The organism is Pantoea sp. Ap-967 (assembly GCF_011752565.1).
Taxonomy (GTDB): domain Bacteria; phylum Pseudomonadota; class Gammaproteobacteria; order Pseudomonadales; family Pseudomonadaceae; genus Aquipseudomonas.
This window is the reverse complement of the sequence record NZ_VWXK01000015.1, coordinates 13,859-39,197: the sequence shown is the minus strand read 5'-3', so window position 1 is coordinate 39,197 and position 25,339 is coordinate 13,859. Positions and strand designations below refer to the sequence as shown.

The 25,339-nt window shown below is 65.3% G+C and carries 22 protein-coding genes; 9 read left to right on the top strand and 13 right to left on the bottom strand.

Going from position 1 to position 25,339, the window contains the following annotated elements; translation table 11 throughout:
* Positions 1 to 2 precede the first annotated feature (2 nt).
* The 3 genes from glcE to F3J45_RS16940 all read right to left on the bottom strand — a co-directional run bounded on the left by glcE (position 3) and on the right by F3J45_RS16940 (position 3,004).
* Positions 3 to 1,055, bottom strand: coding sequence for a glycolate oxidase subunit GlcE (gene glcE / locus F3J45_RS16950; RefSeq protein ID WP_167064966.1), 1,053 nt, complete (start codon positions 1,053 to 1,055; stop codon positions 3 to 5).
* Entirely contained in the window at positions 1,055 to 2,554 is a 1,500-nt protein-coding gene (gene glcD, locus F3J45_RS16945; protein WP_167064963.1) for a glycolate oxidase subunit GlcD, read from the bottom strand. Before glcD ends, glcE begins: the two co-directional genes overlap by 1 nt.
* Positions 2,555 to 2,686: 132 nt before the next feature.
* The gene (locus F3J45_RS16940; RefSeq protein WP_167064960.1) at positions 2,687 to 3,004 is read right to left on the bottom strand and encodes a DUF2388 domain-containing protein; all 318 of its coding nucleotides are present in this window, start codon (positions 3,002 to 3,004) and stop codon (positions 2,687 to 2,689) included.
* Between the two features lie 440 nt (positions 3,005 to 3,444).
* Between F3J45_RS16940 and F3J45_RS16935 the strand changes: the two genes are divergently transcribed.
* The 4 genes from F3J45_RS16935 to F3J45_RS16920 all read left to right on the top strand — a co-directional run bounded on the left by F3J45_RS16935 (position 3,445) and on the right by F3J45_RS16920 (position 7,411).
* A complete protein-coding gene (locus tag F3J45_RS16935; protein WP_167064957.1) occupies positions 3,445 to 4,797 on the top strand; it encodes an MFS transporter in 1,353 nt (450 codons plus the stop codon).
* Positions 4,798 to 4,813: 16 nt separating this feature from the next.
* Complete coding sequence (locus tag F3J45_RS16930) at positions 4,814 to 5,803, top strand: LysR family transcriptional regulator (protein WP_167064954.1); 990 nt, start codon at positions 4,814 to 4,816, stop codon at positions 5,801 to 5,803.
* On the top strand, positions 5,790 to 7,187 hold the full coding sequence (locus F3J45_RS16925) for an aspartate ammonia-lyase (protein WP_205300560.1): 1,398 nt from the start codon (positions 5,790 to 5,792) through the stop codon (positions 7,185 to 7,187). The genes F3J45_RS16930 and F3J45_RS16925 overlap by 14 nt, the downstream gene beginning before the upstream one ends.
* Before the next feature lie 62 nt (positions 7,188 to 7,249).
* Positions 7,250 to 7,411, top strand: coding sequence for a hypothetical protein (locus F3J45_RS16920; protein ID WP_167064948.1), 162 nt, complete (start codon positions 7,250 to 7,252; stop codon positions 7,409 to 7,411).
* Here the strand turns inward: F3J45_RS16920 and F3J45_RS16915 are convergent.
* Entirely contained in the window at positions 7,378 to 9,990 is a 2,613-nt protein-coding gene (locus F3J45_RS16915; RefSeq protein WP_167064945.1) for a M60 family metallopeptidase, read from the bottom strand. The genes F3J45_RS16920 and F3J45_RS16915 overlap by 34 nt on opposite strands.
* A gap of 76 nt (positions 9,991 to 10,066) precedes the next feature.
* Positions 10,067 to 10,609 (bottom strand): GNAT family N-acetyltransferase, encoded by a 543-nt coding sequence (locus tag F3J45_RS16910; RefSeq protein WP_167064942.1) that lies wholly within the window; start codon positions 10,607 to 10,609, stop codon positions 10,067 to 10,069.
* A gap of 108 nt (positions 10,610 to 10,717) precedes the next feature.
* Here F3J45_RS16910 and F3J45_RS16905 point away from each other — a divergent pair, with 108 nt between their 5' ends.
* Entirely contained in the window at positions 10,718 to 11,341 is a 624-nt protein-coding gene (locus tag F3J45_RS16905) for a glutathione S-transferase family protein (RefSeq protein WP_167064939.1), read from the top strand.
* A 4-nt stretch (positions 11,342 to 11,345) separates the two neighbouring features.
* On the opposite strand, the gene F3J45_RS29860 is transcribed toward F3J45_RS16905, so the two are convergent.
* The 7 genes from F3J45_RS29860 to F3J45_RS16870 all read right to left on the bottom strand — a co-directional run bounded on the left by F3J45_RS29860 (position 11,346) and on the right by F3J45_RS16870 (position 19,156).
* Complete coding sequence (locus F3J45_RS29860) at positions 11,346 to 11,801, bottom strand: hypothetical protein (protein WP_205300559.1); 456 nt, start codon at positions 11,799 to 11,801, stop codon at positions 11,346 to 11,348.
* A 138-nt stretch (positions 11,802 to 11,939) separates the two neighbouring features.
* A complete protein-coding gene (locus F3J45_RS16895; RefSeq protein ID WP_167064936.1) occupies positions 11,940 to 13,043 on the bottom strand; it encodes a sigma-54-dependent Fis family transcriptional regulator in 1,104 nt (367 codons plus the stop codon).
* Positions 13,044 to 13,052: 9 nt separating this feature from the next.
* Positions 13,053 to 14,237, bottom strand: coding sequence for an acyl-CoA dehydrogenase family protein (locus F3J45_RS16890; protein ID WP_167064933.1), 1,185 nt, complete (start codon positions 14,235 to 14,237; stop codon positions 13,053 to 13,055).
* A 9-nt stretch (positions 14,238 to 14,246) separates the two neighbouring features.
* Positions 14,247 to 14,807, bottom strand: a complete 561-nt coding sequence (gene msuE / locus F3J45_RS16885) for an FMN reductase (RefSeq protein WP_167064930.1) — start codon at positions 14,805 to 14,807, stop codon at positions 14,247 to 14,249.
* Positions 14,808 to 15,056: 249 nt separating this feature from the next.
* On the bottom strand, positions 15,057 to 15,905 hold the full coding sequence (locus F3J45_RS16880; protein ID WP_167064927.1) for an ABC transporter permease subunit: 849 nt from the start codon (positions 15,903 to 15,905) through the stop codon (positions 15,057 to 15,059).
* The gene (locus F3J45_RS16875; protein WP_167064908.1) at positions 15,902 to 16,918 is read right to left on the bottom strand and encodes an ABC transporter substrate-binding protein; all 1,017 of its coding nucleotides are present in this window, start codon (positions 16,916 to 16,918) and stop codon (positions 15,902 to 15,904) included. The genes F3J45_RS16880 and F3J45_RS16875 overlap by 4 nt, the downstream gene beginning before the upstream one ends.
* A 93-nt stretch (positions 16,919 to 17,011) precedes the next feature.
* The gene (locus tag F3J45_RS16870; protein WP_167064905.1) at positions 17,012 to 19,156 is read right to left on the bottom strand and encodes a methyl-accepting chemotaxis protein; all 2,145 of its coding nucleotides are present in this window, start codon (positions 19,154 to 19,156) and stop codon (positions 17,012 to 17,014) included.
* A gap of 360 nt (positions 19,157 to 19,516) precedes the next feature.
* Here F3J45_RS16870 and F3J45_RS16865 point away from each other — a divergent pair, with 360 nt between their 5' ends.
* The gene (locus tag F3J45_RS16865) at positions 19,517 to 20,836 is read left to right on the top strand and encodes a Na+/H+ antiporter family protein (protein WP_167064902.1); all 1,320 of its coding nucleotides are present in this window, start codon (positions 19,517 to 19,519) and stop codon (positions 20,834 to 20,836) included.
* Between the two features lie 3 nt (positions 20,837 to 20,839).
* Here the strand turns inward: F3J45_RS16865 and F3J45_RS16860 are convergent, their stop codons facing one another.
* On the bottom strand, positions 20,840 to 21,847 hold the full coding sequence (locus tag F3J45_RS16860) for a FecR family protein (RefSeq protein WP_167064900.1): 1,008 nt from the start codon (positions 21,845 to 21,847) through the stop codon (positions 20,840 to 20,842).
* A gap of 258 nt (positions 21,848 to 22,105) precedes the next feature.
* Here F3J45_RS16860 and F3J45_RS16855 point away from each other — a divergent pair, with 258 nt between their 5' ends.
* From F3J45_RS16855 to F3J45_RS16845, 3 genes are read left to right on the top strand one after another with little or no spacing between them, the layout of a single operon-like run.
* Complete coding sequence (locus F3J45_RS16855; protein WP_167064897.1) at positions 22,106 to 22,579, top strand: MarR family winged helix-turn-helix transcriptional regulator; 474 nt, start codon at positions 22,106 to 22,108, stop codon at positions 22,577 to 22,579.
* A gap of 30 nt (positions 22,580 to 22,609) precedes the next feature.
* On the top strand, positions 22,610 to 23,803 hold the full coding sequence (locus F3J45_RS16850) for an HlyD family efflux transporter periplasmic adaptor subunit (protein WP_167064894.1): 1,194 nt from the start codon (positions 22,610 to 22,612) through the stop codon (positions 23,801 to 23,803).
* Positions 23,800 to 25,335, top strand: a complete 1,536-nt coding sequence (locus F3J45_RS16845; protein ID WP_167064890.1) for a DHA2 family efflux MFS transporter permease subunit — start codon at positions 23,800 to 23,802, stop codon at positions 25,333 to 25,335. The genes F3J45_RS16850 and F3J45_RS16845 overlap by 4 nt, the downstream gene beginning before the upstream one ends.
* Positions 25,336 to 25,339: the final 4 nt, after the last annotated feature.

Genomic DNA, 25,339 nt, shown 5'->3' with positions numbered 1-25,339 from the left:
CCCTACAGTTGCGGGTACAGGCGGCCAGGGTTGAACACCCCCTGGGGGTCGAGTTGCTGCTTGAGCGCACGGTGGTAGCGCAGCAGCGTAGCCGGCAACGGCGCGCTGCCTTCGGCCCCCGCGCCATAGCCGCTGGCGTGGCCGCCGACACTGGCCGCCAGCGCATGAATGGCCTGGGCGGGCGCATCAGACTTGAGCCAGCGCTGCGCGCCTCCCCAGTCGACCCATTGCTGCCCGGGCAGGTCGAGCTCGCCGCTGGCGCTGGGCACCGATAGCCGCCACAACGCTGCCGGCCCGCTGAAGAAGGGCAGGCGCTGTTCACGCAGGTCGCTCCAGAACCGGTTGTCGAGCACTTCGCCGCCCAGGCGCTGGCGGGCCGACTGCACCGAGCCTTCGCCGCCTTCCAGGCGCAGGTAAAGCGCTTCGCCGTCGTGGCAGGCGGCGCTGATCGGCAGCGGCTGCTGGCCCCAATCGGTCAATGCTTGCAGCGCCTGATGGCGCGCCATCGGCAAGCACAGGCTCAGGCACTGGCGTGGGCGTGGCAGCACTTTCAGCGACACCTCGGTGAGCAGCCCCAGGCAGCCGAAGCTGCCGGCCATCAACCGCGACAGGTCGTAGCCGGCGACGTTCTTCATCACCTCGCCGCCAAAGCGCAGCAGCTTGCCGTGCCCGGTGATGACCCGGGTGCCCAGCACGTAGTCGCGCACCGACCCGGCCCACGGCCGGCGCGGCCCGGACAGCCCGGCGGCGACCATGCCGCCGACGGTGGCTGCGCTGCCCAGGTGCGGTGGTTCGCAGGGCAGCATCTGCCCGGCCTCGTGCAGCGCCGCCTCGATGTCTTGCAGCGGGGTACCGGCGCGGGCGGTGAGCACCAGCTCGGTGGGGTCGTAGCTCAGGATGCCGCGATGGCTGCGGGTGTCGAGAAGCTCGCCGGCCACCGGCCCGCCGAGCAGGGCCTTGCTGTTGCCCCCCTGGATACGCAGCGGCGTGTTCTGCTGCAGTGCCTGGTTCACCTGCTCCAGCAGGGCCTGGCTCATGTCGCGGTCCATGCTCATCAGAAACGCTCCAGCTCAGCAAAGGGCAGTTGCCCGTGGTGCACGTGCAGGGCACCGAACTCGGCGCAGCGGTGCAGGGTGGGAATGTTCTTGCCGGGGTTGAGCAGGCCCTTTGGGTCGAACGCGGCCTTCACCGCGTGGAACAGGTTGATTTCATCGCTGTTGAACTGGGCGCACATCTGGTTGATCTTCTCGCGCCCCACGCCGTGTTCGCCGGTGATACTGCCGCCCACCGCCACGCACAGCTCCAGGATGCGCCCACCGATGGCCTCGGCACGCTCCAGCTCACCGGGCAGGTTGGCATCGAACAGGATCAACGGGTGCATGTTGCCGTCACCGGCATGGAACACATTGGCCACGCGCAGGCCGTATTCCTCGGACAGCGTGCTGATACCCCTGAGCACCCTGGGCAACTCGCGGCGGGGAATGGTGCCGTCCATGCAGTAATAGTCGGGGGAAATGCGCCCCACCGCCGGGAAGGCGTTCTTGCGCCCGGCCCAGAACCGCGCCCGTTCGGCTTCGTCGCAGGCCAGGCGTACCTCGCGCGCCCCGGCTTGCGCCAACACGGCGGCGACCCGTTGGCAGTCATCCTGCACATCGGCCTCCACGCCATCGAGCTCGCACAGCAGGATCGCCGCCGCGTCCACCGGGTAGCCGGCGTGGATGAAATCCTCGGCGGCGCGAATCGCCAGGTTGTCCATCATCTCCAGGCCACCGGGAATGATGCCAGCGGCGATGATCTCGGCCACCGCCCGGCCGGCGTCCTCGACGCTGTCGAAACTGGCCAGCAGCACCCGCGCGACCTGGGGCTTGGGCAGCAGCTTGACGGTCACCTCGGTGACGATGCCGAGCATGCCTTCGGAGCCGGTGAACAGCGCCAACAGGTCGAAGCCAGGGCTGTCCAGGGCGTCGCTGCCCAGGGTCATGCGCTCGCCTTCGATGGTCAGGATTTCCACCTTGAGCAGGTTGTGCACGGTCAGCCCGTACTTCAGGCAATGCACGCCGCCTGCGTTTTCGGCCACGTTGCCGCCGATCGAGCAGGCGATCTGCGAGGAAGGGTCTGGGGCGTAGTACAGGCCATAGGGCGCGGCGGCCTGGGAAATCGCCAGGTTGCGCACCCCCGGCTGTACCCGGGCGAAGCGGCCCTGCGGGTTCACTTCAAGAATGCGTTTGAAGCGCGCCATTACCAGCAGGATGCCCTTGGCCAGGGGCAGTGCACCGCCCGACAGCCCGGTGCCGGCGCCCCGGGCCACCACTGGCACGCCGCGCTGGTGGCAGAGCTTGAGCAAGGCCTGCACCTGTTCCAGGCGCTCGGGCAGCACCACCAGCAGCGGCACCGTGCGGTAGGCGGACAGCCCATCGCACTCATAGGGTTTGAGGTCTTCTGGGCGGTGGAGGATTTCAAGGTCCGGCAGCGTTTCGCGCAACGCCTGCAGCAGGGCAGGGCGGTCGACGTCGGGCAGCGTTCCATCGATGCGTTCGTCGTAAAGAATGTTCATCTAGCTCACTCGGCGGCATTGTTCTTATATTCGCCGCCCTTTCGCCAGGCACACCCGCCCCCACAGGCAGGCAAATACCTTTGTGTAGGAGCGGGCTTGCCCCGCGAAGAGGCCGGTCCTGCCGTCAACCAATCAATGCTGGGCCAGCGGGTCTTCCTGGGACAGGATGGCCTGAGCCAGTTCTTCGTCACTGGCCTGCAGGCCAGGGTGGTCCTTGCGGACCTGCTCCAGCGCCGACTCGACGTAGGCGCCACGAATCGCACCGTTGCTGGCGACGAAGGCAGACAGCTCGTCACGGGCGGGAATGATGCGTTTATCGTCTTTGAAGGTCGAATACAACGAAGCGGATACACCGGCCGAGGTGGCGACGTCGCCCGCATCGACGCGGGCCAGTGCAGCACCGGCAGGCAGCAGAAGCAGCAGCGCAGGGGCGATCAATAGGTGGCGCATGTCGTGTTCTCCAGTAGCGTGAAGCACAAGGAAATTAACCACTCAGTGCTTAAGAAAGCGCCACTGTGCGGGTAGTTCCATCGGCTGCCTTAAAGCATAGACGCTGCGCTGCGATACAACCGTCGCCCCAGCACGCAATCCCCCCGTAGGAGCGAGCGCAGCTCGCGATGGGCTGCACAGCAGCCCCGGCATTGCAAGCCGCGAAGCTGAAACCCTGGGGCCGCTGCGCGCCCCATCGCGAGCTGCGCTCGCTCCTACCGGGGTGGCGCCAGCACGAGGATGACCAACGCACCCTGCATCACCATTCCCGGCAGCTAGTATCAAGCATTCTGATACTCCATCGGCACCTGCTGTTTTGCTGATGCTTGCGCCGTAGACTCGTTCGTAACCGGCCACCCAGGCCGGCCCACAACTACTACAAGAAGCAAGTGGAGACACGAATGAGTAGCCCAGTTTCGTTCGAAGACCTCCCCCTGAGCCGCTTCCATATCCGGACGGTTTTCAGTGGCACCGGCGGTCAATTCAGTGACGGATTCGTGCTAGGGATCATTGGCATTGCGGTCAGCATGGCGGCAGGGCCGCTGCAATTGAATGCCCTGTGGATGGGCTTGCTCGGCGCGGCGTCATTGGCCGGCCTGTTCCTTGGCAGCCTGTTCGCAGGGCCATTGGCCGACCGCTACGGCCGGCGCACCATCTTTGCCTGGGACATGCTGCTGTTCGCGGTGATCTCAGCCTCGCAGTTCTTCGTAAACTCTGCCGAACAGCTGCTGGCCCTGCGCCTGTTGTTGGGCCTGGTGCTGGGGTTCGACTACGTGGTGAGCAAGTCGCTGGTCACCGAATTCGCCCCGCGCCGCTACCGCGGGCGGCTGCTCAGCGTATTGGCAGCGGCCTGGGCAGCGGGCTACGTGGCGGCCTACCTGGTGGGCTTCGCCATTCGCGACATCGGCCCCGATGCCTGGCGCCTCATGCTGGCCCTGAGCGGCTTGCCGGCGCTGCTGATCCTGCCGCTGCGCCTGGGCGTGCCGGAATCGCCGATCTGGCTGATGGCCCGTGGTCGCACGGCTGAAGCCCTGGCCATCGTGCGCAGCAAGTTCGGCCCCCACGTGACCTTGCCACCCACCCTGCCGATGACCCACAAGCGCGGCAGCCTCGGCGAGCTGATGAGCAAGCGCTGGCGGCGCAATACCTTGGTGGGGTGCGTGTTCTACACCTGCCAGGTGATCCCGTTCTTCGCCCTCGGCACCTTCTCGCCGCGGGTGCTGGAAGCGCTGAACGTGCAGGACAAGTTCGTCGGAGGCCTGGTGTACAACGTGCTGCTGATGTTCGGCGCCTTGCTCGGCCTGATGATCATCGACCGCATTTCCCGCCGCGCCTTCCTGGTCGGCACCTTCTACCTCAGCGCCGTGGGCCTCGCGGTGCTGGCTTGGGGCAGCTTCGGCGCGCTGGGGACCATCCTGGCCTTCGGCTTCTTCGCCTGCGTGTTGGCGGCGGCGGTGAACCTTGAGTTCGTCTACCCCGGCGAACTGTTCCCAACCCACCTGCGCGCCTCGGGCATTGGCCTGGCGGTGGCGGCCAGCCGCTTCGGCTCGGCGTTCGCCACCTTCCTGCTGCCACTGGCGGTGCAGCACCTGGGCGTGCACGCCGCGTTGGGTGTGTGCGTGGGTGTGCTGGTGTTCGGCGGGGTGTTCTGCCACCTGTTCGCCCCGGAAACCAGCCAGGAACAGCTGGCCGCCGTCAGCCCCGACGATAGCGCCGGGGCTGAGCCTGGCAAGCGCTCGCTCAACGCCCATTGAAACCAGGAGACTGCCCATGGCCACCCCCCGCCCCATCGACATGCACGCCGTGCAGGTGTTCATTGCCGTGGCCGAAACCGGCAGCATGTCGGGCGCGGCCAACCGCATGGGTATTTCCCAGTCCGGGGTTTCGCAACTGGTGCGCCAGCTGGAAGACGAGCTGGGCGTGGTGCTGGTCGACCGCACCACCCGGCCTTTGACGCTGACCCCGTTCGGCCTGGCGCTGCGCAACCGTGGCGCCTTGCTCAGCGAGGAACTGGCCAACCTCAAGGCCCAGGTGCTGGATGCCGGGCGCGGGGTCAAGCCCGACCTGCGCCTGGGCCTGGTGGACTCGTTCGCCGCCACCTGTGGCTCGATGCTCACCCGCCAGTTGCTTGGCCAGGTGGCGCAGCTGTCGGTGCGCACCGGGCTCAGCCCGCAGCAGGGCGAGTCGCTGCTGCGCCGTGACCTGGACCTGATCGTCACCAGCGACCCGCTGCTCGATGCCAACGACGTGATCCGCTACCGGCTGTTTTCCGAACGCTACTTCGTGATCACGCCAAACGCCCTGGGCAAGCCCCTGGCCAGCCTGGACGACGTCCGTGCCCTGGCCAATGTGCTGCCGGTGGTGCGCTTCAACCGCACCTCGCAAGTCGGCCTGCAGATCGAACGGCACCTGCGCGGCCTGGGAGTGCGGGTGCCCAACCGCCTGGAACTGGACAACGCCGACGCCCTGACCGCGATGGTCGCCGAGGGTATCGGCTGGGCCGTGACCAGCCCGATGTGTTTCCTCCAGGCCTTGCCCTGGGTGGACAACGTCACCGCTCACCTGGCCCCCGAACTGAGCCTTGAGCGCTCGCTCTACCTGGTGGCCCGGCGCAATGAATACAGCGCCTTCTTCGCCGATGCCTGCGAAGCGGCGCGTACCGTCATCCTCGACTCCTTCCTGCCACGGCTCAAGGCGCTGGGCAAAGGCGTCGAGGCTCTAGTGAATGTGGATGAGGGAGATACCCGTGAGTACTTTTGACCGCGTTGAGCAGGATTATGTAGGCGAGGTGCGCATTGCGGCCGGCAAGCTGTACGGCGTGAACAGCGTGCGTGGCTTCGACAACCTGAGTGTTTCGCCGCTTACCGTGGCCCACTACCCGGCGTTTCGCGACGCCTTCGCCCTGTGCAAGTGGGCTGCCGCCCTGGCCAACCGCGACTGTGGCGTGATTGCCGGGGCCCAGGCCGAAGCCATCGCCCTGGCCTGCCAGTCGGTGATGGCCGGTGAATGCGACGACTCGTTGATCGTCGACCTGCTGGAAGGCTCCGGCGGCACCTCGACCAACATGAACTTCAACGAGGTGATCGCCAACCGTGCCCAGCAACTGCTGGGCCACGCCGCCGGCAGTTATGAGGTAGTGCACCCCAATGACCACGTGAACATTTCCCAGTCGACCAACGATGTGTATCCGGCGGCGCTGAAAATCGCCACCTATGGCCTGCTGGGCGGTTTGATCGAGCAGGTGCGCCAACTGGCGCAGGCGTTCGACGCCAAGGCCGCACAGTTCGCCGACATCCTGCACCTGGGCCGCACCTGCCTGCAGGACGCCCAGCCCATGCGTCTGGGCCAGCTGTTCTCCGGCTACGCCTCGCTCAGCCAGCGCCTGGCGGATGAACTGGTGGCCGTGCGCGACAAGCTGCGCACGCTGCCCTTGGGCGGTACGGCGATCGGCACCGGCTTCGGTGCCCCGGCGGCCTACCGCGCAGCGGTGTACCAGCACCTGGCGCAGGTGAGTGGCGTGGACTACCTGGCCCCGGCCAACCCCTTCGATGCGATGCAGAACATGGACGTGTTCGGCCGCGTTTCGGGTGAGCTGCGCACCTGCGCGGCGGCCCTGGCGAAGGTCGCCGCCGACCTCACCAAGCTGTCCTCGGGGCCGGTGGGCGGGTTGGGCGAGTTGCAGCTGCCGGAGGCCCAGGCCGGTTCGTCGATCATGCCCGGCAAGGTCAACCCGGTGTTGCCGATGGCGATGATCCAGTTGAGCTTCGCGGTGATCGGCAATGACACGGCGGTGGCCCAGGCGGTGCAGTATGGCGAGCTTGAGATCAACCACTTCGAGCCGGTGGTGGCGTCGCGGGTATTCGACAGCATCACCTTGCTGACCCAGGGTATCCAGCGTTTCCGTGAGAAATGCGTGCAGGGCATCGAAGCGGATGCCGGGCGTAACCTTGCGCACCTGACCGGCTCGATGGCGGTGGCCACGGCGCTGGTGCCAAGCCTGGGCTATGCCAAGGTCAGCAAGCTGGCGCGCCAGTCGGTGAACGAAGGGCGCTCGTTGCTGGCGATCCTGGCCGAGTCCGGGGTGATGAGCGAGGCCGAGGCGATGGCGGCGATCGAGCAGGCGTCCTACCCGGTATTCGGCTGAGCCTGCTCCTATGGAGCAAATCGTAACTATCTGATTCAACTGGTATTTCTGTAGGAGCGGGCTTGTCCCGCGAAGCAGGCGACGCGGTGTATGGCACCGGCTGCGCCGGTGTTCGCGGGGCAAGTCGGGTCGCCGCACCGCCGCTCCTACAGGGCATGGCGGCGCGGCTGCTGTGTGCCTTCAAGGTCGATCAAGGTTTGGCAACAATCACCGTCATCGACTGAGTCACCCGCGAGTCGGCGAGGCGCAAACGTACTTCGAGGGTTTCCTTGCCATCGCGCAGGTAAGCCGTTGTGAGGTTTTCATTGATGAACCCACCGTCAGCCCCAACCGACTGAATGCCTACCCAGTTTCCTGCACTGTTAAGGGCCTCCACCGTTGCGCCTGGCGGTGACGCTTTACCGCTGGCAACCAGGCGCTCCTCTCCAACCAACTGCCCATGCAGTTCAAGCATTTGCGAAACCGTGGCGCTGTAGCGTTCGGTGAACTTGCGGTCTTTATAATCCATGCGCACCGTGAGGGTGGTCTTGCCATCGGCCAGCTGACGGTTGGAAAGCTGGTCACTTTCAAAACTGCCGTCGGGCGCGACCGTGGCGACATCTGGCCAAGAGCCGTCCTGGTTGCTTGCTTCGATGACGGCTGCAGGGGGCGTGCCGCGTCCTTTGACCCATATCTGGTTCTCAGGCGTACGAATTGCGGAAATCTCCATGACTGCCGGGCGGTCCACGACCGTAAATTCGAGTGTATCGGTTGTGCCCTTCACCCGCGCTTCAAGCTGTTGCTGGCCATCTGCTAGGTAGTACTCGTCGAGGTGATCGTTGCTGAAATACAGATGCGGGTCGACCTCGGCGATTTCGGGCCACTGACCGTCTCGGCTGTGTACCTGGATGTGAGCGCCCACAGGTGTTGCATAACCGTCGACGTGCACCTTCTTGTTGGGCAACCTGAATGCCCACAGGCCCAGCAGCCGGTCTTTGTTGCTGCCCTTGTACACCGGCACCGTGGTGGGGTCGACCTCAGGTTTGTTCAGGCCCAGCGCCTTGATCGCCGCCAGTGTCTGCTCATCGGGGCGCAGGCCCCAGCGGATGAAATAGTCTGAGAGGTCGGCGTTCGCGGCCCTGCTTGCCTCCACTTGGAACAGCTGCTTGCGTGGGCCAGGGGAGATCGGATCAGCGTACTGGCGAATGGCCTGCTCTAGTTTCGGGTAGAACGCATCACCGAATGCCCGGCGCATCTGCTCGAACATCGAACCGGTGATGTCGCTTCCGACTTTCTCCAAGTTCTCGAAATCTTGGTCCTCGTCCGCTGCCGCCAGGTAGACCAGTACCTTGTCCCAGTACGCAGGGGTTGGCCCGCCGATGGGGACGGGGAAGTCGTCACCGAACCAATGGCGAAGCGCCGCCATTGTGTAGACGTTCACCGTCACTTCCCTCAAGGCCCCAGGGTTCCAGGTCCAGATTGGCGACTGGCGCTGGTGGCCCAGTTCGTGCCACACCGCCCAGTCTCCCCGCACAAATTCGGCGTCGAAGGCAGCGGTGGCAGGGTACGGGAGCGCTGCGATGTAGTCTGATGCGAACGGGTGGGTGCCTTGTCTGGTTTCGACCACGAACGGGCGTAGGCGACTTGGTTGGTTGGGGGGCGTGCAGGCGTTGAGCCCGGCGATACCGTTCTGGGCATCGATGCCCTGTTGATAAACATCGAGCAATGCCCAGGGGTAGCTTTCGTTCGCCTGGCGCACGCTTTCAAGTGTACCGATCAGTACCACCTTGTCGCTTAACAGCTGGGCCAGCGGAATGCTCGATGCTTGCAGCATGTGCTGCCATTGCGCGTTGTTGGTCCTGCCCAATTGATAGAACGGGATAGGCTCAGCTTGTGGCCCAAGGGTCAACTCGACGGTCGACGCGGGCAAGGCATCCTTGACGAAACGCACGGAAAGCAAGCCGTTTCGAGTTGAAATGACGGTGTTCTTCCCTGGATGGAGCTTCTGCGTGATGAACGGCTGTTCCACTTCATCGTGCTTCCATGGCAACACGAGCGAGGGCGTGCCAACCACCATCTCCAGCACTGCGCCCTGAGGGTCCCCGGTCACTGTCACGTCAAGGGCAGTGTAGGCATTGAGGTAGAAGCCAAGGGGCTGCCAATCGGACCAGAGCGAGTACTGCTTCAAGCGGTCACGCTCATGGGTGGCCGAAGGCAAGGATGTGATGCTCAAGGCGCGAGGTTGAGGAAATGCATCGGGGTTGGCTTGCCGGTATTCGGGGTCACGGGGCATGCCGTCGGTGGACCATTGTTCAGCGCTTTGGGCTTGCGCTTGGCAAAGCGCGAGTGAAATTGCGCCGTGGTCGTTGAGCAGGCAACGTTGCTCGGTTGGGTATGCATTCTGCAGGCGGCCGTAACCGGGTACCAGGTCTCTGCCTGTCCAGTGGGATTCGGACCGACCGGCTTCACAAGCTGCCACCTTCGCTTGCCACCCAACGTTGAACAGGCAGCGCTGCTGGTTTCCCGGCGCTTCATAGGCATTGACCAGCATCAGCCCCAGCGGGCTGCTACGTACAGCCCATTGCGCAAGCGGGTCGTCAGCCTTGTCTGATGGGCAAGGCCCAAGGTGCAAGGTGTCGTCGGTGGGGGATGCGCGCAGGCAGGCGTTTGTATCACCCTGCTCAGTCGCAGCCAGGTTGCGCAGGGGCGCGAACGTTTCATCACCAGCGCTGGCCTTGAGCGGGCCTGCAATCAAGAGTATCAGCAGTGCCGCCGCTACCACCGGCACCCGATACCACGCTTGGTCGTTGGTATTCTGCTTCATTGCCACGTACCCCTGCTGGCCTGTGCTCCAGGGCCATTGAACGGTACGCGTGCAACGCGGACAACTGGCAGAAATATCAGGTGTGCGCGTGCCCAGGCTCGGCGGGCACGCGCCGATACAGCGGCCGCGGGGTGCTGGGGTCCTGCTCGGTGAACTGGCTGCCGGCTGCCACGAACCCCGCCCGTTCGGCCAGGCGCTGGCTGGCCAGGTTGTCGATGTCGGTGGTCAGCCACACCGGCGCCTCGACGGCATCGAGCAGGCAGGTCAGGGCTTCACGCATCAGGCCCTGGCCGCTGCTGGCCTGGTTTGCCCAATAGCCCACTTCGTACTCGCCGTTGCCTGGGCGCAGGCCGATGCAACCGACCACCTCCCCAGTGCTGGGGGCGAGTACGAAATAGCGTTTTTCCTTGGCCGGGTCGAGGAATTCCTCGGCGCTCAGTTGCAGGGTTTCGCGCACCTCGTCCAGGGTCCAGTCGGGCTTGGCCCAGGCCAGGAACGGTTGGTGCAGGGCATAGCTGTCGAGCAAGGCCTGTTGCAGTTGCTGGGCGAACGCCGGCGCAGGGCGAACCAGCAAGGTACGCGCAGTAGACAGGGTGCGGGGCAGTGTGGGGTAGGGCATTGCAGGCCTTCCTGGCGGGTTGATCGACGCATATAAGCATACTTTTGTGTAGTCTGTGTTAGCCCCTGCGTGGGTGCCCGATCATTCAAAGGAAACTGAAGGTCTACCATGCCCGACTACAAGCTGCATTGCTTCGCAGAATCCGGTAACGCCTACAAGGCGGCGCTGATGCTCGAACTGACTGGCCAGGACTGGCAGCCGGTGTTCGTCGACTTCTTCAACGGCCAAACCCGCGACCCGCAGTGGCGCGACGAGGTCAACGAGCAGGGCGAGGTGCCGGTATTGGAGCACGCCGGGCAGACCATTACCCAGTCGGCCTTGATCCTTGGCTACCTGGCCCAGCGAACCGGCCAGTTCGGCCCCCGCAGCGAAGAGGAAAAGCGCGAAGTCTGGCGCTGGATACTGTTCGACAACCACAAGTTCACCAGCTACTACGCAGCGCTGCGCTTTTTGCTGTGCCTGAAGAAAACCGGGGAGACGGAAGTGACGGGCTTCTTGCGCGAACGCGCCACCGCGGCCTATCGGATCGTCGACGCGCACCTGGCCAAGACGCCGTTCATGGTCGGTGAGCGGCTGACCATCGCTGACCTGTCGTTGGCGGGGTATGTGTTCATGCCGGAGGACACCGGGATCGTGCTTACCGAGTTCAGCCATATCGAGGCGTGGAAGCAGCGGCTGCAGGCGGTGCCGGGGTGGAAGCATCCTTATGACCTGATGCCTCGGTCTGCTTGAGCCTCTAACGGTACATGCCGTGTGTGGCCAACGGGTCATTCGGATGGCCGGTGCGCGAGCAGGCCCGGTGACGGGCTACGCTCAGCGAAGCGAAACACGCGGCAGTCGGAGGTTCATCATGCTTGGAAAATGCTTGTTGGCGCTGGCGGTTGGCGGGGTGCTGTCGGTGTCGACGGTGCTTGTGCCTGATGCGATTGGCGGATTGTCCAGCGCGTATGCGAAGGATGGTGGTGGTGGTGGTGGTGGTCACGGAGGCGGTGGTGGAGGCGGAGGTGGCCACGGTGGAGGCGGTAGTGGCGGCGGTGGTAGCGGCGGTGGTGGCGGCCACGGTGGTAGCGGTAGCGGCCACGGCGGTGAAGGTGCCGGGCATGAGGCCAACCACGAAGCGAATCACGAAGCCAATCACGCGCCAGGTGAGGCCCATGGTGTGGGGCAGGGCGCAGATGATGGGGTGAATCACGATGTCGGGGACGATCGCGGAGGTGATCGAACCTGAGTCGGTCTGTACCGGCCCTTCGCGAGCTTTGCTCGCTCCTACGGGGGATGTGCAATTCCCGTAGGAGCGAGCAAAGCTCGCGAAGGGCCGGCACAGGCAGCATCAAATGGACAGGCGCATCACCCGGCTATCCAGCGGCTGCTCATGCGCCTGGCCGCGGCGCTTGTTCACCACCAGCTCGCCAATGGCAATCAGCCGCGTGCGCGTGACATTGCGCGACAACCCCAGCAATTGCGCGGTGTGCACCTGGTTGTAATGGCAAAAATGATACGCCGAGCGCAACAGGGCGTTTTCGACCTTCTCGTACAAGTCCCCTGGCTGTTCCTCGTACAAGCGGTTGAACGCCTGCTGCAGCAGATCCTCCACCCCACCCCCCAACGGCGCTTGCTCCTGGCGTTCCAGGCGCAGGTTGGACAAGCGCAAGTCCTGCGCCTGCACCCACCCGTCGCCGCAGGTCAGCAGGCTGTGGTGAATCACGTTCTCCAGTTCGCGGATGTTGCCGGGCCAGCCGTATTCCACCAGCTTGGCCTGGGCGCTGGTGCTGAGCTCCACCGGCCCGTACCCCAGCCGCTCGCTGTAGCTGCGAATGAAATGCCGGGCCAGCGGCAGGATGTCCCCTGGCCGGTCACGCAACGGGTGCAGCTGCAACGTCACCACATTCAGCCGGTAGTACAGGTCTTCGCGAAAATGCCCGGCATTGATGGCTTTCTCCAGTTGCACGTTGGTGGCCGCCAGCACCCGCACATTGATCGGGATGCTCTTGCGCGAACCCAGGCGCACCACCTCGCGCTCCTGCAGCACACGCAGCAGCTTGACCTGGATCGGCAACGGCAAGTCGCCGATCTCGTCAAGAAACAGCGTGCCGCCATGGGCTTCTTCGAACCAGCCGGCCTTGGCCGCCAGGGCGCCGGTGAAGGCGCCTTTTTCATGGCCGAACAGCTCGGCCTCGACCAGGGACTCGGAGAACGCGCCGCAGTTCACCGCAATGAACGGGCCGTTGCGCCGGCCGCTGAGGTTGTGGATATGGCGTGCGACCAGCTCCTTGCCCGTGCCGGTTTCGCCAATGATCAGCACGCTGGCCTCGCTGGGGGCCACCTGTTGCAGGTGGGCGAGCAGTGCCTGGGACCGGGGGTCTTCGAACACCTGTGCGGTCGCCCGGATCGAGGTCGCCAGTGAGGGGGACGGGGGGAGGGTCAGCAGTTGCATGGGCGATCCTCAGGAATAGAAAGACGGGGCAGGGCGCTTGCCGCCAAGGGCCCACTCGCCGAGTTCGTGAATACGGTAATCCACCGGGTCGTGCAGGGTTTGCGTGCGCAAGTTGCGCCAGTGCCGGTCGAAACGCAGCGAGGCATGGGTGGCGCGGGCGCCGGTCACCTCGAACAGGCGGTTGCAGATGTCCAGGCCGTGGCGGGTCGCCGCAACCTTGGCCGTGCCGATGGCCAAGGCCAGCTCGCCGCGTTCCTCGGCGCCCAGCGCCTGTTCCTTGGCCCAGGCACTGTCGAGCTGGCGTGCAGCGCGTTCGATCAGCAGGCGCACGCTCTCCAGGCCCACCCAGAATTCACCGTAGTGGCGCAGCACGTAAGGGTCTTCGGCGGCGCTGGCGGCGGGTGAGCGGAACCAGGGCCGGCTTTCCTTGAGGGTGTACTGGCGCGCTTCGTCGAAGGCGCCTTCGGCGATCCCCAGGAACAGGTTGGCGAAGTGCAGCTGGGCGATCAGTGGGCGCAGGGCCGCGAACGGCGTGCTCAGGGGGCCGGGGTCGAGCAGCAGCTCACTGTGCTCGACCCGCACCCGCTCGAAGGTGGCGCTGCCACTGTCGGTCTGGCGCTGGCCGATGTTGTTCCAGTCCTTGTGCAGGGTGATGCCAGTGCGCCCGCTGGGAATCGCGGCAATAAGCAACTTGCCGCCGGCGCGTTCGTCCAGCGCCGAGGCGATGAGCATTTCCGAGTCGCTGGCGCCGGAGCAGAAGCTTTTCTTGCCGGAAAACTCGCACCAGCCGTCGAAATGCTTGACCCGGGTGCGGGTGTCCAGCGGGTTGAGGGCGTTGCCCCAGAACCACTGCTTGCGCGCGGTCTGTTCGAACCACGGCTGCCATTGGTCGGGGCGGGCGAACAGGCGCACGGTGGCCAGCATCAGGTGGTGGAAGCCGAACACGTGGGCAACGGCGCTGTCGACCCGGGCGAACTCGCGCACCACCTCGAAGGTGTCGTGCCAATTCGCCCCCTGGCCGCCAAATGCCTGGGGAATCACCAGCGACAGCAGGCCGCTGTCACGCAGCGCATCGCGCTCGGCCTTGGGCGTGCCGCCGCGTTCGTCACGCTCCACGGCAGTTTGGGCGAACTGCGCGGCCAGCTCGCGGGCCACCGCCAGGGCCGGGCGAGCCGCGTTCACAGGTGCATTCATGGCCGCTCCTCAGGCGCTTTGACGCAGGGCGTGGTGGGCGCCGAACAGGGGCACGGCGCGCTCGGCGGCCAGGCGAATACGGGCGTGCAGGGCCTCGCTGGAAACCCGGTAATCGGCCAGCTCCGCCTGGCTTGCGTAAACGCCGATCGGCAGGGTCAGGGCCTGCAGGAAGCTGAACAGCGGGCGCAGCTGGTGGTCCAGCACCAGGGCATGGCGTTCGCTGCCACCGGTGGCGGCCAACAGTACCGGGGTATCGACCAGCGCGTCCTGGCCGATCAGGTCGAACAGGTGCTTGAAGTGGCCAGGGAAACTGCCGCGGTAAACGGGGGTGGCGATCACCAGCAGGTCGGCCTTTTCCACCAGGCGCAGTTGTTGCTCCACCGTATCGGGCAGCTCGCTGCGCCACAGCGCCGCGCCCAGTGGGCGGGCGATGTCACCCAGTTCGATCAGGTGCGGTTTGATATTCAGGTGCTCGCCCAGCTCGGCGAGAATCGCTTCGGTCAGGGTCAGGGTGCGCGAAGGGCGGGTGGTGCCACCAGACAGGGCGACAACGTTCAAAGGGGTGCTCATGGGCAGGTCTCCGGTTCGGGGTGAGCGGGGGACTTTGCTTGAGCAATCGTCGTGCCGAATTGAAAATATCCATTGGATCAACAGGTTGCGCCATTCATTGGCGCGGCCGGTGTTGCCCTGTAGGCGCCGGTTGTTGATCGGCTGTTGCGCTGCAGACAGTTGGCCCGGTGTTGGCGGCTGTACAGTGAGGAGCGTTATAGCGGATCCTGGGTAGCATGGAAAAAGAATAAGAATTCATATTGTTATGCTCTATTTGTTTGTACGGCCGTAGGCCTGGCTGATGCGGTCGATCACCATGGCCAACGCGACGATGGCAAGCCCTGCCTCCACCCCCTGGCCAACGTTGAGCGTCTGGATACCGGCCAGCACATCCTCGCCCAGCCCGCGGACGCCGATCATCGAGGCCACCACCACCATCGACAGGGCCATCATCACCGACTGGTTGAGCCCGGCCATGATGCTGGGCAGTGCCAGCGGCAAGGCGACCCGCCGCAACCGCTGCCAGCGGCTGGCGCCCAGGCCGTGGGCGGCCTGGAGCAGCGACGGGTCGATCTGGCTCAGGCCCAGTTCGGTCAGGCGCACCAGCGGCGGCAGGGCGTAGATCAAGGTGGCGAACACTGCCGGCACCTTGCCCAGGCCGAACAGCATCAGCACCGGAATCAGGTAAACGAAGGCGGGCAGGGTCTGCATCACGTCCAGCACCGGCATCAGCAGGCGCCGGGCCAGCGGGCGGGTGGCCAGGAGAATGCCCAGCGGCACGCCAATCAACACGCACAGGCCGGTACTGACCAGCACCAGGGCCAGGGTCTGCAGCAGCTTGTCCCACAGCCCGAGCATGCCGATGAAGGCCAGCAGCGCCACCAGCACGGCGCTGCGCAGCAGGCGCCGGCTGGCGTGCCAGGCCAGCAGGCCGACCAATGCCAGCAACAGCCACCAGGGCATCAGGCGCAGCAGGTTCTCCAGGCCCACCAGCAATTGCAGCAACTGCTCGGAAACCGCTCGCAACTGGTCGCCGTAGCGCACGACCAGCCAGTCGACCAGGCGGTTGATGGTGTCGGCGAAAGACAGTTGCAGGGCATCGGGGAAGCCCGCGCTCACAGGCTGGCCTCGACCTTGGCCGCTACTTCGGTGGGCAGCCAGGCTTTCCACACCTCGGGGTTGGCGCGCAGGAACGCCTTGGCGGCATCGGCCGGTGGCTGGCGTTTTTCATTCATGTCGGCCAAGGCCTTGTTCAAGGTGGCGATGGGCAGGTCGACTTTCTCGAACACCGCGACCAGCTCCGGGTGGCTGTCGCGAAACGCCTTGGACACGCCAATCGACAGCTTTGCCGGCAGCGATGCGCTGCCCTGCGGGGCGGGGTTCTTGGCATCGGTCAGGGTGGCCCAGGCGGCGGCATTGAAGGCCGGTTCCTGCAGGCGTACCAGGTCGTAGCGGCCAATCAGCGGGGTGGGACTCCAGTAGTAGAACAGCACCGGTTGGCCACGGCGGATGGCCGAGCCGATTTCCGCGTCCAGGGCTGCGCCGGAGCCGCTGCGAAAGTTGTTGTACAAGGCGTCCAGGCCATAGGCCTTGAGCTTCTGGCTATTGACGGTTTCGGAGGTCCAGCCGCTCGGGCTGTTGAGGAAGCGGCCTTTTTCCGGCGCTTCGGGGTCGCGGAATATTTGCGGGTAGCGTTTCAGGTCGTCGACGCTGCGCAGGTCAGGGGCCAGCGGCTTGAGGCCCCGGGCCGGGTCGCCCTTTATCACGTAGGCGGGCACCCACCAGCCTTCCTCGGCATTTTTCACCGTGTCGCCCAGGGCGAACACCTGGCCGGCCTGCTCGGCCTTGACCCAGGCGGGGCTGCGCCCGGCCCATTCTTCGGCGATCACCTGCAGGTCGTTGCGCGCCAGCGCCACTTCCATGCTCACGGTGCTGCCGGGGAGGGTGTCGGTGGGGTAGCCGTAACCGTGCTCGACGATCAGGCGCAGGATTTCCGTGGTCAGGGCGCCGCTTTCCCAGCCGATGGCGCCGAAATGGATGGGGGTGGGTTGTTCGGCCGATGCGGCGCTGTCGGTGCTGGCCAGGCCGAAGGTGAGCATCAGGCCGGCCAGCAGCGCAGGGATTTTCTTCATGGGAGGCCTCGTCGGTTGCCTTGCCTTTAGGGTTGCGGGCAAGTGTAGACGACGAGGCTTTGGCTATTTTTCAGCAGGTTGCGGGGCCTGCGCCTACACGCGGAACTGGTCCATCAGCGCCTGCTGCTGGTTGGCCAGGCTGTTCAGCGACTGGCTGACCCGCGCCGACTCGTTGGCCTGGCCCGACAGCGATTCGGTGACATCGCGAATGGTCGCGACATTGCTGTTGATCTCCTCGGCCACCGCGCTCTGCTCCTCGGCGGCCGAGGCGATTTGCAGGTTCATGTCGGTGATCACGCTCACCGCCTGGCCGATGCGCTGCAGCGCCGTCACTGCCTGGCCTACCTGCTCGACGCCGCCCTGGGCCTGGCGGTGGCTGTGGTCCATGCTGCCCACCACGTCGCGGGTGCCGGTTTGCAGGGCTTCGATCACCTGGCGGGTTTCTTCCACCGACTCCTGGGTGCGCTGGGCCAGGTTGCGTACCTCATCGGCCACCACGGCAAAGCCACGGCCGGCTTCCCCGGCACGGGCCGCCTCGATGGCGGCGTTGAGTGCCAGCAGGTTGGTTTGCTCGGCGATCGAGCGGATCACCTCCAGCACCGAGCCGATCTTCTCGCTGTTCTGCGCCAGGCCTTCGACCTCGGCCATGGCCTGGCTCATGTTGGCGGCCAGGGCATCGATGCTGCTGGTGGTGCGGTCGATCACCGCCAGGCCTTCGCGGGTGGCCTGGTCGGCATCGCGGGCGGCCTGCGCAGCCTGGGCGGCGCTGCGGGCGACGTCCTGGGCGGTGGCGCTCATTTCGTGGGATGCGGTGGCTACCTGGTCGACCTGGCGGTACTGCTGCTCCATGCCGGCGCTGGTTTCGCTGGCGATGGCCGAGGACTGGTCGGCGGTGCCGCGCGCGGCCTGCACCGAGCGCTTCACTTCGGCGATGGTTGGTTGCAGCTTGTCGAGGAAACGGTTGAACCAGCCGGCCAGCTCGCCCAGTTCGTCGCGCTTGTGGTAGGTCAGGCGGCGGGTCAGGTCGCCTTCGCCGCTGGCGATGTCCTTGAGCATCGCCGCCACGCCAAGGATCGGCCGGGTCACGCCACGGGCCATCAACCACACCAGCAGCAGGCCGGCGATGGCCGCCGCCAAGCCCAGGCCCAGTTCCAGCAGGGTGCCGCTGGTGTTGAGTGCGTCCAGTTCCTTTTTCAACGCCTCGGCCGGCCCGGTCAGGGCGCTTTCCGGCACATCCAGCAGCACGCCCCAGGGCTGTGCATCCGGGGTCGGTTGGAACGCCGCGAGCACTTTCAGGCGCGCCTGGTCGTGGAGGATGCTCAGTTTGCCATCGGCCAACTTGCGTACCAGCTCGGCGCCCTTGGCCGGGTCAACCTGGTCGAAGCGCTGGGCCAGCTTGCTGGCGTCGGCGCTGTAACCGGCCAGCAGGCCCGCCGGGCTGAGGATGCCGACCGTGGTGCGGCCTTCGTAGAGGCTGCGGCTGGCGTCCTGGCTCAGGGCCTGCAGGCTGTTGAGGTTGATGTCGATGGACAGGGTGGCGAGGGTTTTGCCGTCGACCTTCAGCGGGAAGACGATGCTGGTCATCAGCACGCGCTGGCCGTCGATGTCATAGAAGTACGGCTCCACCACGCACACCTTGCCGCTTTGGTGCGGGCACACCCACCAGGTGTTGGCCGGCTGGCCGCTGGGGCCGATCTCGGTGTTGGCCAGGTCGTGCTCGGGCAGGGCCATGGCCGTCAGCTGGCCTGCACGGGGCTGCGACCAGTACAGGGCGAAGCGCCCGGTTTCGTTGCTGCCCAGTTCCGCCTTGCCGGCGAACAGGGCGTCCTTGCCGTCCAGGGCGTTGTTTTCGAACACCAGCGACAGGCCCAGCAAGTCGGGGTTGGCCTGCAGGGCGGCGCGTACCTGGCGGGTGAGGTCTTCGCGCAGGTCGAAGGCGTCGAGGAAGCGTTTTTGCGCCTGTTCGCGCAGGAACAGCACCTGGCGGGAGAACCCGGCGCCGTATTGATAGGCGTCCATGAACTGGCGGCGGATGTTCAGGGCCTGCACTTCACCTTGCGACTCGATACGCGCCTGCGCGGCCTGGCTGAGCATCTGCATGCTGCTGGCCTTGACCAGGTCGGAGCTGTGGTCCATGCGGTACAGCGAAAGGCCGACGAGCAGGGTGACGATGCTGGCCAGGCATAGACCAGCGAGCAGGGTGATTTTCCACTGGATGGAAAGTTGTCGCAAAGGCATGGGGGTGGATCCCTTGTTGTAGGCAGGGTTTTTCGGGGGGGCTTTGGGAGGTTTGGCTTTGGCGGTGGGTTGGCCGTGCGATCGAGCGCCGCCCGCGCGGCGCATCGCGAGCTGCGCTCGCTCCTACATCCATGTGCAGGCGTAGCGTCAGCGGCGCTCGATCGCACAACCAACACACCCCCCAAGCCGAACCCCCATCACCCCACACCCCTATCGGCCCCAATCCATTTTTCTTTATTCAAACGTTCAATTAAAAATAATTCACCGGCGAAACACGCCGAAATATGGCGTTTTTGACATCCGGTCCCCACTCCGTCACAGTGCGCGCTTTTTTGTCTGCCACCAGGGGAACCCCACACCATGAATGCAGTGATCGCCGCCGTCGGCATCATGCTCATCCTCAGCCTGTCCCGCGTGCACGTGGTCATCGCCCTGATCGTCGGTGCGCTGGTCGGTGGCCTGGTCGGAGGGCTGGGCATCGAAGGGACGCTCAAGGCATTCAATGGCGGGCTGGGCGGCGGGGCCACGGTGGCGTTGTCCTATGCCCTGCTCGGGGCGTTCGCCGTGGCCATTGCCAAGTCCGGCATGGCCCACGCCCTGGCCGACCGCGCCCTGGGCATGATCGACCGCCAGGGCCACGCCGAGGGCGGCAAGGTCAAATGGCTGTTGATCGGCCTGATGCTGGTGGTGGCGGTGTCATCGCAGAACCTGCTGCCGATCCACATCGCCTTCATTCCGCTGCTGGTGCCGCCGCTGTTGTACGTGCTGACACGCCTGCGCATCGACCGCCGGCTGATTGCCTGCGTGATCACCTTCGGCCTGATTACCCCGTACATCTTTCTGCCGGTGGGCTTTGGCAACATCTTCCTCAACCAGATTCTCCTGGCCAACGTGGCGCGGGCCGGGGTCGACGTGAGCGGGGTGAATGTCACCCAGGCCATGGCCATTCCCGCCGCTGGCATGTTCGCCGGCCTGCTGCTGGCAGTGTTCGTCAGCTACCGCAAGAAGCGCGACTACGACCTAGCGCGCATCGAACAAGTGGAGCAGGTGAGCGTGCAGTACAACCCGTTGACCCTGGCCGTGGCAGGGCTGGCGGTTGCCGCGGCGTTCTTCGTCCAGCTGTGGCTGGACTCGATGATCGTCGGCGCCATGGTGGGCTTCCTGATCTTTTCGTTGTCGGGCATCGTGCGCTGGAGAGACACCGACGACCTGTTCACCGAAGGCATGAAGATGATGGCCATGATCGGCTTCATCATGATTGCCGCTTCAGGCTTTGCCGAGGTGATGAAGGCCACCGGTGAAGTCGGCAGCCTGGTCGAGGCCGCGGCGCAGTGGATCGACCACAGCAAGGGCGTGGGTGCCTTGCTGATGCTGCTGGTGGGCTTGTTGGTGACCATGGGCATCGGTTCGTCGTTCTCGACGGTGCCGATTCTTGCAGCGATTTTCGTGCCGCTGTGCGTGCAGCTGGGCTTCGACCCGCTGGCCACGGTGTGCATCGTCGGCACCGCAGGTGCCTTGGGCGATGCCGGTTCGCCAGCGTCGGATTCGACCCTGGGGCCGACCTCGGGGCTTAACGTGGACGGCCAGCACCACCATATCTGGGACACCGTGCTGCCCACCTTCATCCACTACAACCTGCCGCTGCTGGCGTTCGGCTGGCTGGCGGCGATGACGCTGTAGGGCTCAGCCCTTGTCGGGCGGTGGCGAGATGCGGTTGAGCACGGTGCTGCCGTCCTTGCTGCGGGTCAGGTACACCGGCAGCACCTTGGGCAGGTTGTCCACCAGGCGGGCGACCTCGCGGGTGTTGTAGATGCCACTGATGCGGATGCGCCCGGTATTGGCATCGGCCAGCAGCAGCGGGGCGGCCAGGTAGCGGTTGATTACCGGCAGCGCCTGCTCAAGGCTCAGGTTATCGAGCACCAGCTTGCCGCTGCGCCAGGCCAGGCTGTTGCCGCTGTCATCGCTTTGCGCCAGTTGCGGCTCGAAGTCACCGGCCTGGTAGCTGGCCTGCATGCCAGGGCCCAGGCGATAGCCGCCGCTGTTGCCGTTGCTGCTGACCAGCACCGAGCCTTCCACCAGGGTGACCTTGACGTGGTCCTGGTACTTCCACACGTTGAACTGGGTGCCGGTGACGCGCGTCTGGCCATGGCCGGCATGCACGATGAACGGGTGGTTGCTGTCGTGGGTGACCTTGAAGAACGCCTCACCCTGCTTGAGGGTGACCTTGCGTTGGTCCTTGAAGTTGAAATAGCTCAGCTCGGTATTGAGGTTGAGCTCGACCGTGCTGCCGTCGCTCAGTTGCACGGTGCGGGTGCGGTCGCTGGCGGCGTAGTGCTCGTAGTGGTTGGGCAGCCAGCCTTGGTCCCAGCCCACCCACCCGGCCAGCGGCAGGGCCAGCAGCGCCAAGGCCGCCGCCGAGGCCAGCGGGCGCCAGTTGCGTTTGCGCAGGCGCGGGCGGGACGGGGCATTGAACTCGATCACCGTGGCCGTGCGCGGCAGCAGGTCGGCGGTTTGCCAGATTTCCAGCATGGCCTGGTATTCCCCGGCATGCCGCGGGTCGGCCGCCAGCCAGCGGGCGAATGCTTCACGTTCATGCGCGGTGCAATCGTCGGCGTGCAGGCGCATGCACCAATGCGCGGCGGCGTCGGTGATGGCATCGTCTGGGCTGGGATTGAGGCGGTCGTGGTTCATTGCGGCTCCGGGTTTTGCGCATTCTAACCCCGCAAGGGGCTCCCGAGAACCGAGGTAATGGCGAATGACTATCAGTTATCGGTGATTTTCGTCGCTTTCGCAAGGGAATTCCCGCGTTTGAGAACGCTTCGCGGCCACCCGTGTCCCACTGTAGAAGCGGGTGTTCTGGATGAAATTTTTGATAGCTGGCTAATCAAGGCTTTGACATTCACTGCCTAGGCAGTAATATTTTCATACAATTGCCCGAGCAGACCCTTGATGTCCCATTTCACCCCGGAAAACTTCCCGAGCTGCGCCATCGGCATGCTGCTGGGCCGCGCGGCGATCCTCAAGGACCGCATTCTCGATTGGCACCTTGAGCCGGAAGGTGTCACTGCCGCGCAGTTCAAGGTGCTGATCATCGTCACCCAGTACCAGGTGGATACACCGGCTGAACTGTGCCGCTACCTGGGCCTGGACAGCGGTTCGATGACCCGCATGCTCGACCGCCTTGAGCAAAAGGGCCTGATCCTGCGCAACCGCTGCGCCGATGACCGGCGCCAGGTGCGCCTGGCATTGAGTGCCGATGGCCAGCGGCTGGCCGACCGCCTGCCGGAGATTGGCGCAGCGGCCATGAACGAACTGGTCGGCGTGCTTCAGGCTGACGAGCTGAAAACCCTCGAAAGCCTGCTGGCCAAGGTGCTGCTCAGCGCCGGCGACCCCCTGGCGACGCGCCGTTTCGGCGATCGCTGAACCCTGTTACGCATTTTCCAAGGTATTCCCATGGCCACTCCCGCAGACACCTCAACTCCCTCCGCCGACGCGCCAGCGCCGGGCAAGCGCAAGGCCTTGCTGCTTGGCCTGTTGCTGCTGGTGCTGCTTGCCGGCGCTGGCGCCTGGGCCTGGTACAGCCTGATCGGGCGCTGGCACGAAAGCACCGACGACGCCTACGTCAATGGCAACGTGGTGGAAATTACCCCGCTGGTGACCGGGACCGTCACCAGCATCGGCGCCGACGACGGCGACCTGGTGCATGCTGGCCAGGTGCTGCTGCAGTTCGACCCGGCCGACAGCCAGGTGGCGCTGCAGTCCGCCGAAGCCAAGCTGGCGCGCACCGTGCGCCAGGTGCGCGGGCTGTACAGCAACGTCGACTCGCTCAAGGCGCAGTTGCAAACCCGCCAGGCCGAGCTGCAGAAGGCCCAGCAGAACTACAACCGGCGCAAGGTGCTGGCCGACAGCGGGGCGATTGCCGCCGAGGAAATCTCCCACGCCCGCGATGACCTGACCGTGGCCCAGGCCGCCGTCAACAGTGCCCGCCAGCAACTGAACACCAGTACCGCGCTGGTCGACGACACCGTGGTGTCCTCGCACCCTGAGGTCATGGCGGCCGCTGCCGACCTGCGCCAGGCCTACCTTGATCACGCCCGTACTACCCTGGTGGCGCCAGTCACCGGCTACGTGGCCAAGCGCACCGTGCAGCTCGGCCAGCGCCTGCAGCCGGGCACCGCGACCATGGCGGTGATTCCGCTGGACGAGGTGTGGATCGACGCCAACTTCAAGGAAACCCAACTGCGCAACATGCGCATCGGCCAACCGGTGGAAATCAACGCCGACCTGTACGGCAGCGAAGTGAAGTACAGCGGCACGGTCGACAGCCTGGGCGCCGGAACCGGCAGTGCCTTCGCCCTGCTGCCGGCGCAGAACGCCACCGGCAACTGGATCAAGATCGTCCAGCGCGTGCCGGTGCGCATCCACCTCAGCCCCGACCAGCTCAAGGACCACCCGCTGCGTATCGGCCTGTCCACCGTGGTCGAAGTCGACCTGCACGACCAGAGCGGCCCGACCCTGGCCCAGCAACCGCCGCAGCAGGCCAGCTACACCACCCAGGTGTACGACCGCCAGCTGGGCGATGCCGATAACCTGATCGCCCGGCTGATCCACGAAAACAGCGCCACCGGCAAGACGGCCGAGCGATGAGCAACAACGCCCCGGCCCAGTTCACGCCGCCGAGCCTGCTGCTGACCACCATCGGCCTGTCGCTGGCAACCTTCATGCAGGTGCTCGACACCACCATCGCCAACGTGGCGCTGCCGACCATTTCCGGCAACTTGGGGGTGAGTTACGAGCAGGGCACCTGGGTGATTACCTCGTTCGCGGTGAGCAACGCCATTGCCTTGCCGTTGACCGGCTGGCTGAGCCGGCGCTTTGGCGAGGTGAAGCTGTTCATCTGGGCCACGCTGCTGTTCGTGCTGGCCTCGTTCCTGTGCGGTATCGCCCAGTCGATGCCGGAACTGGTGGGCTTTCGCGTGCTGCAGGGGGTGGTGGCCGGGCCGCTGTACCCAATGACCCAGACCTTGCTGATTGCCGTGTACCCGCCGGCGAAACGGGGGATGGCCCTGGCGCTGCTGGCGATGGTCACGGTGGTGGCGCCGATTGCAGGGCCGATCCTGGGAGGCTGGATCACCGACAGCTACAGCTGGCCGTGGATCTTCTTCATCAACGTGCCGATCGGCCTGTTCGCCGCTGCCGTGGTGCGCCAGCAGATGCGCACGCGTCCGGTGGTGACCAGCCGCCAGCCCATGGACTACATCGGCCTGCTGACGTTGATCGTGGGCGTGGGCGCATTGCAGGTGGTGTTGGACAAGGGCAATGACCTGGACTGGTTCGAGTCGTCGTTCATCATCGTCGGCAGCCTGATTTCAGTGGTGTTCCTGGCGATCTTCATCATCTGGGAACTGACCGACCGCCACCCGGTGGTCAATCTGCGCCTGTTCGTGCACCGCAACTTTCGCGTCGGCACCATCGTGCTGGTCGGCGGCTATGCGGGCTTCTTCGGCATCAACCTGATCCTGCCACAGTGGCTGCAGACGCAGATGGGCTACACCGCCACCTGGGCGGGCCTGGCGGTGGCGCCGATCGGCTTGCTGCCGGTAATCATGTCGCCGTTCGTGGGCAAGTACGCGCACCGCTTCGACCTGCGCGTGCTGGCTGGGCTGGCGTTTCTGGCCATTGGCAGCAGCTGCTTCATGCGCGCCGGGTTCACCAGCGAGGTGGACTTCCAGCACATTGCCCTGGTGCAGTTGTTCATGGGAATTGGCGTGGCGCTGTTCTTCATGCCGACATTGAGCATCCTGCTGTCGGACCTGCCGCCGCACCAGATCGCCGATGGTTCGGGGCTGGCGACGTTCCTGCGCACCTTGGGCGGCAGTTTTGCTGCTTCCCTGACGACCTGGATCTGGATTCGCCGGGCGGACCAGCACCATGCTTACCTGAGCGAGCACATCAGCCAGTTCGACCCGGCCACGCGGCACACCCTGGAACAGCTGGGCGGGGCCAGTGCGCAGAACTATGCGCAGCTTGAGCAGATCGTCAACGCCCAGGCGTACATGATGTCGACGGTGGATTACTTCACCCTGATGACCTGGGTGTTCGCCGGGTTGATCCTGCTCGTGTGGCTGGCCAAACCGCCGTTCACGGCCAAGGCCGGCCCGGCGTCGTCCGGCCATTGACGAC

Excerpts from the sequence above, each read along its gene's own strand:
- glcE (WP_167064966.1), bottom strand. The coding sequence starts at position 1,055 with ATGAGCATGGACCGCGACATGAGCCAGGCCCTGCTGGAGCAGGTGAAC.
- glcD (WP_167064963.1), bottom strand. The coding sequence starts at position 2,554 with ATGAACATTCTTTACGACGAACGCATCGATGGAACGCTGCCCGACGTC.
- F3J45_RS16940 (WP_167064960.1), bottom strand. The coding sequence starts at position 3,004 with ATGCGCCACCTATTGATCGCCCCTGCGCTGCTGCTTCTGCTGCCTGCC.
- F3J45_RS16935 (WP_167064957.1), top strand. The coding sequence starts at position 3,445 with ATGAGTAGCCCAGTTTCGTTCGAAGACCTCCCCCTGAGCCGCTTCCAT.
- F3J45_RS16930 (WP_167064954.1), top strand. The coding sequence starts at position 4,814 with ATGGCCACCCCCCGCCCCATCGACATGCACGCCGTGCAGGTGTTCATT.
- F3J45_RS16915 (WP_167064945.1), bottom strand. The coding sequence starts at position 9,990 with ATGAAGCAGAATACCAACGACCAAGCGTGGTATCGGGTGCCGGTGGTA.
- F3J45_RS16910 (WP_167064942.1), bottom strand. The coding sequence starts at position 10,609 with ATGCCCTACCCCACACTGCCCCGCACCCTGTCTACTGCGCGTACCTTG.
- F3J45_RS16905 (WP_167064939.1), top strand. The coding sequence starts at position 10,718 with ATGCCCGACTACAAGCTGCATTGCTTCGCAGAATCCGGTAACGCCTAC.
- F3J45_RS16895 (WP_167064936.1), bottom strand. The coding sequence starts at position 13,043 with ATGCAACTGCTGACCCTCCCCCCGTCCCCCTCACTGGCGACCTCGATC.
- F3J45_RS16890 (WP_167064933.1), bottom strand. The coding sequence starts at position 14,237 with ATGAATGCACCTGTGAACGCGGCTCGCCCGGCCCTGGCGGTGGCCCGC.
- msuE (WP_167064930.1), bottom strand. The coding sequence starts at position 14,807 with ATGAGCACCCCTTTGAACGTTGTCGCCCTGTCTGGTGGCACCACCCGC.
- F3J45_RS16875 (WP_167064908.1), bottom strand. The coding sequence starts at position 16,918 with ATGAAGAAAATCCCTGCGCTGCTGGCCGGCCTGATGCTCACCTTCGGC.
- F3J45_RS16870 (WP_167064905.1), bottom strand. The coding sequence starts at position 19,156 with ATGCCTTTGCGACAACTTTCCATCCAGTGGAAAATCACCCTGCTCGCT.
- F3J45_RS16865 (WP_167064902.1), top strand. The coding sequence starts at position 19,517 with ATGAATGCAGTGATCGCCGCCGTCGGCATCATGCTCATCCTCAGCCTG.
- F3J45_RS16860 (WP_167064900.1), bottom strand. The coding sequence starts at position 21,847 with ATGAACCACGACCGCCTCAATCCCAGCCCAGACGATGCCATCACCGAC.
- F3J45_RS16855 (WP_167064897.1), top strand. The coding sequence starts at position 22,106 with ATGTCCCATTTCACCCCGGAAAACTTCCCGAGCTGCGCCATCGGCATG.
- F3J45_RS16850 (WP_167064894.1), top strand. The coding sequence starts at position 22,610 with ATGGCCACTCCCGCAGACACCTCAACTCCCTCCGCCGACGCGCCAGCG.
- F3J45_RS16845 (WP_167064890.1), top strand. The coding sequence starts at position 23,800 with ATGAGCAACAACGCCCCGGCCCAGTTCACGCCGCCGAGCCTGCTGCTG.